Origin of the sequence: Aminobacter sp. BA135 (genome assembly GCF_050859125.1) — a bacterium.
Classification (GTDB): Bacteria; Pseudomonadota; Alphaproteobacteria; order Rhizobiales; family Rhizobiaceae; genus Aminobacter; species Aminobacter ciceronei.
This window is the reverse complement of sequence record NZ_CP139572.1, coordinates 2916404-2927273: the sequence shown is the minus strand read 5'-3', so window position 1 is coordinate 2927273 and position 10870 is coordinate 2916404. Positions and strand designations below refer to the sequence as shown.

The window sequence follows — 10870 nt, the reverse complement described above, 5'->3', positions numbered from 1 at the left end:
GAAAACTACCACATCGTCGTGAAACCAGCCGGTCCAAACAATTCGACTCTGCAGACCAAAACGCCTAGTGTTGGCGCAATTCATTCGCCAAACGAGCCGTTATTTTCATGCCTGAAGACCAATTGGACCGCATCGACCGCAACATCATGTTCGCCCTTTCGCGCGACGGCCGCTTGTCGATGGCAGAGCTTGCCACAAAAGTGGGACTTTCCAAGACCCCCGTACAGGCGCGCGTCAAGCGGCTGGAGAAAGAGGGCTTCATCCGGGGCTACCAGGCGGTCATCGACAGCGAGCGCATGGGCGAAGGCCACGTCGCCTTTGTCCAGGTCAAGCTGTCCGACACCCGCTCGGCTGCCCTCGACGATTTTAACCGCGCCGTGCATGCGGTGCGCGAGATCGAGCAGTGCCACATGATGGCGGCAAGCTTCGACTATCTGCTCAAGGTGCGAACTCGCGACATCGCTGCCTACAGGCGCGTACTCGGCGAGCGCATATCGGCCCTGCCCCATGTCGCCCAGACATCGACCTTCGTTGCCATGGAAACGGTCAAGGACCGCTGACTAGTCGCTGAGCGTCTTCAGGAACGCCACGAGTGCCGCCCGCTCCCCCTCGGACAGCGCCACGGCATGTATCTCGCTCTCGCCTTCTACCGATTTCGGCGCTGTCGCGTAGTGGTTCACGACCTGCTCCAAAGTGGCGAACTGCCCCGCATGCATGTAGGGCGGGCGCCCGGCGACATTGCGCAGCGATGGGGTCTTGTAGGCGCGGACGAGCTCGGGCGACCTCTTCTGCATGAAGCGCAGCTCACCGCAGGCCTCCTCGCCGCCGTCGCGAAATTTTCCCACGCAATTGAACGGATCGGCCAGAACCTCGTCGACAACTGCGATGCGTCCACGATCGGCGGGCAATCCGGCGACTGGCGGCACAGCGGTGTTGTGGAAGTGATTGTCGGTGAAACGTGGCCCGGTATGGCAGGTCGAGCAATTGGCCTTGCCGATGAAAAGCCTGAGGCCTTGCCGTTCCTCGGCCGACAGAGCGTCTTCGGAGGACGGCGCCCCTCCCTGCGCCACGGCATCGGCGAAGCGGTCGAAGCGGGTCTTGCCGTGGACCAGCGAGCGCTCGAAGGCAGCGATGGCTTTGCCGATGTCGGAAAAGATGCGGTCGACACCCTCGCGCTGCGCATCGCTCATCCCGGCCCAGGCGGCCTTCTCCGCCGGCGTGCCGAACGGCCCGGCACTGGCCGGCAATGTCGACAGGTCGGGCAGAGGCCGGAAAATGCGTTCGTAGCGCTCGCCGAAGCGGCGCTTGAGATAGTGCACATAGGCGGTGCGCGTGCCGGCATGCTCGAGCACATTTTCCAGCGGCACCAGCGCCTGTGACCACAGGCTGTCGCGCCGGCCGTCCCAGAAAAAGAACGGATCGCGCGCCACACCGGCCAGCGGCATGGTCCGTCGATTTGTCTCGCCGACTCCGACACCGCGCGGCAGGTCGTCCTGGAACTGTCTGTCGATCTTGTGGCAGGTGCCGCAGGCGACATTGCCGTCGCGGCTCATGCCGGTGTCGAAGAACAGCGTTGCACCCAGCGCGGCAGCCCCGGGATCGTCGGCGAAGCTGTTGGTCGGATCCGGCGCCAGGGGGGCAAGTGCAGACAGCGACATCGATGCGATGGTGCGCTTTTCGGCGTCGGTGAAATCGGCTTCGCTGCAGCCTGCCAGCGCTGCCGTTATCGTCGCAGCGGCGATCAGCTTGGTGAGCAGGCCGCGCGCCATCGCCTCACAGCACCAGGTTGAATGTGGCTTCGTCGGCGCCGGCAGGCGCGCTGACGCCGAGTTTCAGCTGCCACCAGCCGGTCATGGAAAACTTCATCCCTTCGATACGGTAGCGGCCATCGCCGAGATAGGCCGTCGCTTCGGGGCTCGTCGGCAGGCCATGCGCATGCTCGGGCATGCCGCCGCCGACGCGGATCGCAGCCCCCTCCACCGGCGCACCTTGCCGCGTCTTCACCGTCACCACCCAGGCATGCAGCTCGCCTTGCCTGGGCTCACCGGCCTCTGGCGCGATGGACAATGCATAGAGGCCCTTGGCCGAATTCTTGGACCTCGCGAGGTCGGGCCCCGGCGCCGCAGGCGCCGTCAGGAAAACGACCGACAGAAAGCCGATGGCCAGCGCCACCAGCCCGAACGCCCCGACGACCATGCGCCACGCTGAAACCATTCCTGTTCCTCCCGCCTGCCGACAACGTTTTTCCGACAGCGCGCCTTCCCGGCGACATCAGATTCTCGGGACCGCAAGATGGCCCGTTCTCGAGCACTTGGCCATTCCAAACGCGACACCGAAACCGAACCAGCCGAACTTAACGATTACAGCACGTTATGCCGATTTCCGGATTCTTCCGGTCAAAGACCCAAGAGAAAACGCGCGCCCCCTTCGGAGCGCGCATTCGATCATTCCAGCGGCCAGATGGATCCGGAGCCCCTTAGAGGCCCAGCCCGCCGATGCAGACATATTTGGTGTCGAGATAGTCCTCGATGCCCTGATGCCCGCCTTCGCGGCCGAGGCCGGACTCCTTGACGCCGCCGAACGGCGCTTCCGGCGTGGTGATCAGGCCTTCATTGACGCCGACCATGCCGTATTTCAGCCCTTCCATGACCCGGAAGGCACGGCCGAGGTCACCGGTGTAGAAATAGCTGGCGAGGCCGAACTCGGTGTCGTTGGCGAATGCCACCCCCTCCTCTTCGGTCTCGAATTTGAAGACCGGAGCGACCGGGCCGAAGATCTCGTCCTTCATGAACAGCATTGCAGGCGTCGCGCCCGAAATGACCGTCGGCTCGAAGAACGAGCCGCCGAGCGCGTGGCGCTTGCCGCCGGCAACCACCTTGCCGCCCTTGGCGGTGGCGTCGGCGATGAATTCCTCGACCTTTTCGACGGCCTTTTCGTCGATCAGCGGGCCCTGCTGCACGCCGGCATCGAGACCCGAGCCGACCTTGAGCTTGCTGGACGCCTCGGCCAGCTTGGCCACGAACCTGTCATAGATGCCGGCCTGGGCGAAGAAGCGGTTGGTGCAGACGCAGGTCTGGCCGGAATTGCGGAATTTTGCAGTGATCGCACCTTCGACGGCACGATCGATGTCGGCGTCGTCGAAGACCAGGAACGGCGCGTTGCCGCCCAGTTCCATCGAAACCTTCTTCACCGTCGAGGCCGACTTGGCGATCAGCATCTTGCCGACTTCGGTCGAGCCCGTGAAGGTGATCTTCTTGACGAGCGGGTTGGCGCAGATTTCGTCGCCGATCTCGCCGGCCGACCCCGTCAGGACGTTGACCACGCCCTTGGGGAAGCCGACTTCCTCGCACAGCGCACCCCAGGCCAGGCCCGAATAGGGCGTCTGCGACGCCGGCTTGACCACGGCGGTGCAGCCCGCGGCAAGGGCCGGTCCAAGCTTGCGCGACAGCATCGAGGACGGGAAATTCCACGGCGTGATGGCGGCAATGACGCCCACCGGTTCCTTCGTGACGAGGACACGGCGATCCGCCCAAGGCGATGGCACGACGTCGCCATAGGTGCGGCGCGCCTCTTCGGCAAACCACAGCACATAGGCGGCCGACGAGCCGATCTCGCCCTTGGCTTCGGTCAGCGACTTGCCCTGCTCGATGGTGAGCAGTTCGGCCAGTGCGTCCTGATTGTCCATGATGGCGTCGTGCAGCTTGCGCAGCAGCTTCGAGCGCTCGAGCGCCGAGGTCTTGCGGAAGGTCTTGAACGCCTCGTTGGCCGCTTCGATGGCGCGACGCGTCTCGGCCGCACCCGAACGCGGCACGGTGCCGATCTTGAGACCCGTCGCCGGATTGGTGACGTCGATGGTCTTTCCGGAATCGGCCTGGACCCATTCGCCGTTGATGAGATTGGCCTGCCGCATGAAATGACTGGTTTTCTGAAGCATGGCTTCACCTCCTGAAATGGCGTCCGTTGCGACGCAGGCTACTCTGAAAATCGTCGAAAAGCGCGCGTCCGGGACAGCTTACGGCCCGATGCGCCAGGCAGTTTAGTAGCGTGCCGCCGGGTCGGCGATCAACCGCATTATGGCACAGATGCGTTGGTCCAGCCTAACCGCATACCCGGCTGCCCTTCTACCCGAACACCGCCCATCTACCCGAAGACCATCGTCGCAATCGTCAGCCAGAATGCGGTCGTGACCACGGCGCAGGCGGTGGCGATCGTCATCTGGTTGGAGGCCAGGGCTTGGCCGGTGCCGAACTGCGTGGCGATGAGATAGGAATTGACGCCCGAAGGCAGGCTGGCGGCCGCCACGGCCACCTTCGCCGACAAGGGCGGCAGACCGAACAGCCAGGCAAACAGCAGCGCCACGGCCGGCATCAGCATCAGCTTGAGCACCGACAGCGCCAATGCCGGCTTGATGTTGCCCGAAATGCCGAACTTCTTGAGCCCAAGCCCCATCGCAAACAATGCGACCGGCCCGGCAATGTTGGCAAGCGCGTCGACAAAGCGGGTGGCAAGGCCCGGCAATGGCACCCCGGTCGCCCGCCAGGCAAGCCCGGCCACGATGCCGACGATCAGCGGATTGGTCAGGATCTTGCGCAGGAAATCACGAATGATCACAACAGGATGCATAGGTTCGCTGCGTCGTGGCCCGAATATCTCGAACAGGATGATCGACGCCATCATCATGGTCGGCAGGTGGACCGAGACGATCAGCGACAGGACCTCGAACCCCTCCTGGCCGAAGACGCCGAGCATAAAGGGAATGCCGAGCAGCACGAGATTGGAAAAGGCCGAGGACACGCCGCCGACCACGCCGGCCTGCCCGTCGCGGCCGAACATGCGCGTCGTCACCAGATGTCCCGCTGTCCAGGCGACCGTAACCGCAATGAAATATGTCGCCCATAGCGACCAGGGCGCCGAACCGTGGAAATCGGCGCCAATCATGGTCCGAAACAGCAAGAGCGGCAGCGCCACGCCGATGGCGAACTCGGAAAGCGCGTCCCCGGTTTCGCTGCGCAGATAGCCGCTGGCACCCGTGAGATAGCCCAGTGCCACCAGGCCGAAGACGAAGAGCACGGTTTCTACGAGAGGTGACATCGGCACTCGGCAAATGGGAATCGGCTTACCCGAGCATTGCCCCGCGGTCACGTTCGATCAAGTCACGACACAAGTTCAGCAGTCGGCGCACGGTATTTGGCGTCGCCTTGCCTTTCAATCCACTTTGGCCTCCCTATATCCGCATCGCCTGTTCGGGATCATTCATGCTCAGATTCATCATTGCGATCATGCTGTTGCTCGGCGCCCTGCCCGCCCAGGCCACGGAAGCCGGCTGGGCGCTGCTGCGAAATGGCGGCCATGTCGTGCTGCTGCGCAACGCCATGACAACCGGCACGGTCGAGCCGCCCAATTTCGACATCGAGAAATGCGCGACCCAGCTCAACCTGTCCGACCGCGGCCGCCAGCAGGCGCGCAAGATCGGCGCGCTGTTCGACGCCCGCGCCGCGCCGGTCGAGCGCATCCTGGCCAGCCGCTATTGCCGGACGCTGGAAACCGCCCGCCTCGCCTTCGACGACCGCAAGGTCGAGCCGACTGCGGCCCTCGACAAGCCGACGGATGCCACCCGCGAGGCCGACGTCGCCGCCGTGCTGGACATCATCCGCAACTATTCCGGCTCCGACAACATCGTGCTCGTTACCCATCTCGAGAACATCCAGGCATTGACCGGTGCGGCCGCACGCGAAGGCGAAGCGCTGATCGTCGGCCTGCAAGGAGAAAAGCTGCATGTGCTTGGCCGCATCGTCTTCTAGAGCTTCAGGCGGCCTGCCTTCCCTTGCGTTCGGGGCCGGACGCCTTGACGAAAGCGCAGGATTTGGCCTTTTCCTGTCCGGAAAAACCGATTAGACAGCGCCTCAAAACTATGCGCGTAGAATCTGTCCCGGGTTCATGATCGCCCTCACCAAAGGAAAAACCGTGTCCACGACCTTCGACAAAGTCGCCAAGATCATTGCCGAGACCAGCGAGATCGACATCGACACCATCACACCCGAGAGCCACACCATCGACGACCTGGGCATCGACAGCCTCGACTTCCTCGACATTGTCTTTGCGATCGACAAGGAATTCGGCATCAAGGTGCCGCTCGAGAAGTGGACGCAGGAAGTCAACGATGGCAAGGCTTCGACCGACGAGTACTTCGTCATGAAGAACCTCTGCGCCAAGATCGACGCGCTCGTCGCTGCGAAGAACGCCTGAGCACGCTGAAGCCGCCCATGGCCAATCGCGACGTCGTCATCACAGGCATCGGCCTCGTCTCCTCGCTCGGAGAAGGCGGTGCAGCCCACTGGGACAAGCTGACAACAGCGGGCACCGCCCCGGTGATCGACGCCGAGCGCTTCCAGCCCTATGCCATCCATCCGCTTCCCGAGATCGACTGGGGCCTGCAGATCGCCAAGCGCGGCGACCAGCGCCAGATGGAAACCTGGCAGCGGCTTGGCACCTATACGGCCGGCATGGCGCTGGATGATGCCGGCATCAAGGGCAATGACGAACTCAGCGCGACCATGGACATGGTGGTGGCTGCAGGTGGCGGCGAACGCGACGAAGCGGTCGACGCCGGCGTGCTTGCAGCATCCGAAAATCGCGCCGACCGCGATGTGCTGATCAATGAGAAGCTGACGACGGAACTCCGCCCGACGCTGTTCCTGGCCCAGCTTTCCAACCTGCTCGCCGGCAACATCTCGATCGTCCACAAGGTCACCGGCTCTTCGCGCACCTTCATGGGCGAGGAAGGTGCCGGCGTTTCGGCGATCGAGACGGCAGCGGCCCGCATCCGCTCCGGCCAGTCGACGCATGTGCTGGTCGGCGGCGCCTTCCAGACCGAACATTCCGACATGCTGCTTGGCTACGAACTCGCCGGTTATCTCCATCGCGGCCCGTGGAAGCCGGTATGGCAGCGCCAGGGCTCGGAAGGCGGCGGCGTCGTCACCGGCTCCGGCGGCGCGTTCCTGGTGCTTGAATCGCGCGATCATGCCGAAGCACGCGGCCAGAAGATCTATGCCGAGCTCGGCCCGGTCCTTTCCGGTCGCACCAGGCGCCGGAATGGCGGCCTCACTGAGAACATTGCCGAACTGTTGGCCAAAGCCGAGTTGCCGGACGGCGACCTGCTCGCGATTTCGGGTGCATCGGGCGCACATGCCGCAACGGCTGCCGAAAAATCGGCACTCGACGGCAATCCGGCGATTGCGGCCCGCGCCCTTTCGTCGCTGACCGGCCACATGAAGGAAGCACAGTTTCCGTTCGCGGTGGCGCTTGCCGCCCTGGCCGTCGACCGTGGCGCCGGCTATCCGGCGTTCGAGGTGGGCGAAAGAGATTTCTCCGGCCAGCCACTCAATGTTCTCGCAACGGCGATCGGCTATCACCAGTTTGAAGGCATGGCGCTCGTCTCCGCGCCGCGCTGAAGGGTGTCAGGACAAAACATGGCCAATCTGAAGGATCACCTCGGCAGACCCGTCGTCGCCGTCACCGGCATCGGCGTCGTCACCTCGCTTGGCGTCGGCAAGGCCGACAACTGGGCCGCGCTGACCGCTGGCAAGTCGGGTATTCATCCGATCACCCGCTTCCCCACCGATCTGCTCAACACCCAGATTTCCGGCATGGTCGACTTCCTGCCGTCGAGCACCAAGGGTGCCAGCGCGCTGACTTATGAGCTGGCCGAGACGGCCGCACTCGAAGCCGTCGAGGAGGCCGGTTTTGCCGGCGCCGACTTCGACGGGCCGCTGTTCCTCGCCTCGCCGCCGGTCGAGCTCGACTGGCGCGACCGCTTCACGCTCTATGCCGGCGACGATGAAGGCTCGGCCTCCGAGCGCCTGCTCAAGGTGGCGCGCAGCCAGAACTCGCTCGACATGTTCGACACCTCGCAATTCGGCTCGATCGCCGACCGCCTCGCCGACCGGTTCGGCACGCGCGGCCTGCCAATCACCACCTCGACCGCCTGTGCATCGGGTGCCACCGCCATCCAGCTCGGCGTCGAGGCCATTCGTCGCGGCGAATGCGACCGCGCATTGTCGGTCGGCGCGGACGGTTCGGCGACGGCCGAAGCGCTGATCCGCTTCTCGCTGCTGTCGGCGCTGTCGACCAACAACGACGTGCCGGAAAAGGCCTCCAAGCCTTTCTCCAAGGACCGCGACGGCTTCGTGCTGGCCGAAGGTTCGGCAGCCCTTGTGCTCGAATCGCTGGAAAGCGCGCTTGCCCGTGGTGCCGAGGTGCTCGGCATCCTCAGGGGCTGCGGCGAAAAGGCCGACGACTTCCACCGCACCCGCTCCAAGCCCGACGGCTCGCCGGCGATCGCCGCGGTCAAGGCCGCCCTTGCCGATGCCGGCCTCGCCGAAGACGAGATCGATTACGTCAATGCGCATGGCACCTCGACGCCCGAAAACGACAAGATGGAGCATCTGTCGCTGTCGACGGTGTTCGGCGAGCGCATCCGCAAGATTCCGGTGTCGTCGAACAAGTCGATGATCGGCCACACGCTGTCGGCAGCAGGCGCCATCGAGGCCGCCTTCTCGTTGATGACCATGCGTGAAGGCGTCATTCCGCCGACCATCAACTACGACAATCCCGACCCGTCGATCGAGCTCGACGTGGTGCCGAATGTGAAGCGGAAGGCCGAGGTTCGCACCGTGCTTTCCAACTCCTTCGGCTTCGGCGGTCAGAACACCTGCCTTGTCATGGCGCGGGAACCGGTCTAAGCGACCGCCTACACGAAATCAGGTACTGCGACGCCGCGCGCATCGAATGCGATGCGCTGCGCCGCAGCGACAAGGATTAGCGACACCATGCGCGCATTGCAGCTCGTTGAGGACCGCCGGCTCGAGCAGGTCGACATCGCCCCGCCTCCCCCTCCCGGCCTCGGCGAAGTCACCTTGCGCATCAAGGCCGTGGCGCTCAACCACATCGACGTCTGGGGCTGGCGCGGCATGGCATTCGCCAAGCGCAAGATGCCACTGGTCATCGGCGCCGAGGCCTCCGGCGAGATCGACGAAGTCGGCCCCGGCGTCACCGGACTTACGCCCGGTCAGCTCGTGTCGATCTACGGCGCCCGCACCTGCGGGCTTTGCCGCCCCTGCCGCGAAGGCCGCGACAATCTCTGCGAGCACGTCTCGGGCGTGCACGGCTTCCACCTCGACGGTTTCGCCCAGGAAAAGATCAACCTGCCCGCGCGACTTCTGGTCCCCGCCCCGCCCGGCGTCGACGCTATCGGTGCTGCGGTCGCGCCCGTCACCTTCGGCACTGTCGAACACATGCTGTTCGACAACGCCAGGCTCGAGCCGGGCGAGACGATCCTGGTCCACGCCGGCGGCTCGGGCATCGGTTCGGCCGCGATCCAGCTCGCCAAGAAGATGGGCTGCACCGTCATCACTACGGTCGGCTCCAACGACAAGATCGAGAAGGCCAAGGCGCTCGGCGCCGATCACGTCATCAACTATCGAGAAGACCGCTTCGAAGGCGTCGTCCGTAAGCTGACCAAGAAGAAGGGTGTCGACGTCGTTTTCGAGCATGTCGGCAAGGACACCTGGGCCGGCTCGATGTTCAGCCTCAAGCGCGGCGGCCGCCTCGTCACCTGTGGTTCGACCTCGGGTGTGTCGACCGAAATCAACCTGATGATGCTGTTCCAGCAGCAGCTCAAGCTGCTCGGCTCTTTTGGTTGTCGTATGGAAAACATGGCCGACGCGATGCAGAAGATGGCCGCCGGCCTGGTCAAGCCGATTATCGACACCGAGGTCGACTTTGCTTCCATCGACACCGCGCTGAAGCGGATGGAAGGTCGCGACGTGTTCGGTAAGATCATCCTGCACATCGACTGAGGACGCCAGCGAATTGCCCCGCAGGAAGGCCAGCAAGATCCCAAGCCCCACAATGATGCGCATCATGGGGCGGCTGCGCATGCTCAACTACTGGCTGGTGGCCCAGGTCGCCCTGGTTGCGCTCAAGCTGCTGCGCCTGCTGCCGGTCGACAAGGCCCTCAATTTCGCCGATCGCGCCGCCCGCACCGTTGGTCCGTGGTTTGGCCGTCACCGCGTTGCACTCTCCAACCTGCGCGCCGCCTATCCGGACAAGAGTGAAGCCGAAATCGAAGCCATTGCCTTGGATATGTGGGGCAATATGGGCCGGCTTGGCGCGGAATACATCTTCCTCGAGCAGATTTTCGACCACGATCCTGAGGCCAAGACGCCTGGTCGCATCGAGGTGACCGGCCGCGACCATTTCCTCAAGATCGCCAGCGAGGCCAGGCCGCACATCGTCTTCACCGGCCATCTCGGCAATTTCGAGCTGCTGCCGATCGCCGCCGCCACCTTCGGCATGAAGATCACGTCGCTGTTCCGCCCGCCGAACAACCCCTATCTGGCCGAATACATCTTTTCGACACGTGCTTCGAACATGGGTGACCTGCTCGCCTCGCAGCGCGGCGCGTCCTTCGCGCTCGCCGGCATTCTCGACCGCGGCGGCAATGTCGGCGTGCTCGTCGACCAGAAGTTCAAGCGCGGCCTCAGGACGACCTTCTTCGGCCGCGAATGCGAGACCAATCCGGTGCTCGCCATGCTCGCCCGCCATTATGATTGCGACGTCTATCCGGCGCATTGCATCCGCCTGCCCGGCGGGCGCTACAGGCTGACGATCGAAGACAAGCTGGCACTGCCGCGCCGCGACGATGGCGCCGTCGATGTCCAGGCCACCACACAGATGCTCAACGACACCGTCGAGCGCTGGATTCGTGAGGATCCGGGCCAGTGGATGTGGTTCCACAAGCGCTGGGGCTTGACCGAAGGCCGACGCCGCAAAGTCAACAAGTCAGGCAAGCTCGCGGCCGATAGCTGAA

General features: G+C 64.1%; 11 protein-coding genes. 7 read left to right on the top strand and 4 right to left on the bottom strand.

Going from position 1 to position 10870, the window contains the following annotated elements:
- Positions 1–107: 107 nt before the first annotated feature.
- Positions 108–560: an Lrp/AsnC ligand binding domain-containing protein gene (locus SLT36_RS14200; protein ID WP_067961104.1), complete on the top strand. Its 453-nt coding sequence runs from the start codon at positions 108–110 to the stop codon at positions 558–560.
- Here SLT36_RS14200 and SLT36_RS14195 read toward each other — a convergent pair whose 3' ends face one another.
- The 4 genes from SLT36_RS14195 to SLT36_RS14180 all read right to left on the bottom strand — a co-directional run bounded on the left by SLT36_RS14195 (position 561) and on the right by SLT36_RS14180 (position 5091).
- A complete protein-coding gene (locus SLT36_RS14195) occupies positions 561–1769 on the bottom strand; it encodes a cytochrome-c peroxidase (protein ID WP_432283234.1) in 1209 nt (402 codons plus the stop codon).
- Positions 1770–1773: 4 nt separating this feature from the next.
- Positions 1774–2214 (bottom strand): FixH family protein, encoded by a 441-nt coding sequence (locus SLT36_RS14190; RefSeq protein ID WP_432283233.1) that lies wholly within the window; start codon positions 2212–2214, stop codon positions 1774–1776.
- Between the two features lie 262 nt (positions 2215–2476).
- Complete coding sequence (locus SLT36_RS14185) at positions 2477–3934, bottom strand: NAD-dependent succinate-semialdehyde dehydrogenase (RefSeq protein ID WP_432283232.1); 1458 nt, start codon at positions 3932–3934, stop codon at positions 2477–2479.
- A gap of 206 nt (positions 3935–4140) precedes the next feature.
- Complete coding sequence (locus SLT36_RS14180; RefSeq protein ID WP_432283231.1) at positions 4141–5091, bottom strand: AEC family transporter; 951 nt, start codon at positions 5089–5091, stop codon at positions 4141–4143.
- 164 nt (positions 5092–5255) lie between these two features.
- On the opposite strand from SLT36_RS14180, the gene SLT36_RS14175 reads away from it, so the two are divergent.
- The 6 genes from SLT36_RS14175 to SLT36_RS14150 all read left to right on the top strand — a co-directional run bounded on the left by SLT36_RS14175 (position 5256) and on the right by SLT36_RS14150 (position 10869).
- Positions 5256–5801, top strand: a complete 546-nt coding sequence (locus tag SLT36_RS14175; protein WP_432283230.1) for a histidine phosphatase family protein — start codon at positions 5256–5258, stop codon at positions 5799–5801.
- Positions 5802–5937: 136 nt separating this feature from the next.
- Positions 5938–6246, top strand: a complete 309-nt coding sequence (locus SLT36_RS14170; protein ID WP_154383938.1) for an acyl carrier protein — start codon at positions 5938–5940, stop codon at positions 6244–6246.
- Positions 6247–6263: 17 nt separating this feature from the next.
- Positions 6264–7451, top strand: a complete 1188-nt coding sequence (locus SLT36_RS14165) for a beta-ketoacyl-ACP synthase (RefSeq protein WP_432283229.1) — start codon at positions 6264–6266, stop codon at positions 7449–7451.
- 18 nt (positions 7452–7469) lie between these two features.
- Complete coding sequence (locus SLT36_RS14160; protein ID WP_154383936.1) at positions 7470–8741, top strand: beta-ketoacyl-ACP synthase; 1272 nt, start codon at positions 7470–7472, stop codon at positions 8739–8741.
- Positions 8742–8828: 87 nt separating this feature from the next.
- Positions 8829–9857, top strand: coding sequence for a zinc-binding dehydrogenase (locus tag SLT36_RS14155; protein WP_432283228.1), 1029 nt, complete (start codon positions 8829–8831; stop codon positions 9855–9857).
- Positions 9858–9909: 52 nt separating this feature from the next.
- Positions 9910–10869: a lipid A biosynthesis lauroyl acyltransferase gene (locus tag SLT36_RS14150; RefSeq protein WP_432288339.1), complete on the top strand. Its 960-nt coding sequence runs from the start codon at positions 9910–9912 to the stop codon at positions 10867–10869.
- The last annotated feature ends 1 nt before the right edge of the window (position 10870 follow it).

Bases quoted from the DNA above. Each gene is read 5' to 3' on its own strand.
- SLT36_RS14200 (WP_067961104.1), top strand. From the start codon at position 108: ATGCCTGAAGACCAATTGGACCGCATCGACCGCAACATCATGTTCGCC.
- SLT36_RS14195 (WP_432283234.1), bottom strand. From the start codon at position 1,769: ATGGCGCGCGGCCTGCTCACCAAGCTGATCGCCGCTGCGACGATAACG.
- SLT36_RS14190 (WP_432283233.1), bottom strand. From the start codon at position 2,214: ATGGTTTCAGCGTGGCGCATGGTCGTCGGGGCGTTCGGGCTGGTGGCG.
- SLT36_RS14185 (WP_432283232.1), bottom strand. From the start codon at position 3,934: ATGCTTCAGAAAACCAGTCATTTCATGCGGCAGGCCAATCTCATCAAC.
- SLT36_RS14180 (WP_432283231.1), bottom strand. From the start codon at position 5,091: ATGTCACCTCTCGTAGAAACCGTGCTCTTCGTCTTCGGCCTGGTGGCA.
- SLT36_RS14175 (WP_432283230.1), top strand. From the start codon at position 5,256: ATGCTCAGATTCATCATTGCGATCATGCTGTTGCTCGGCGCCCTGCCC.
- SLT36_RS14170 (WP_154383938.1), top strand. From the start codon at position 5,938: ATGATCGCCCTCACCAAAGGAAAAACCGTGTCCACGACCTTCGACAAA.
- SLT36_RS14165 (WP_432283229.1), top strand. From the start codon at position 6,264: ATGGCCAATCGCGACGTCGTCATCACAGGCATCGGCCTCGTCTCCTCG.
- SLT36_RS14160 (WP_154383936.1), top strand. From the start codon at position 7,470: ATGGCCAATCTGAAGGATCACCTCGGCAGACCCGTCGTCGCCGTCACC.
- SLT36_RS14155 (WP_432283228.1), top strand. From the start codon at position 8,829: ATGCGCGCATTGCAGCTCGTTGAGGACCGCCGGCTCGAGCAGGTCGAC.
- SLT36_RS14150 (WP_432288339.1), top strand. From the start codon at position 9,910: ATGATGCGCATCATGGGGCGGCTGCGCATGCTCAACTACTGGCTGGTG.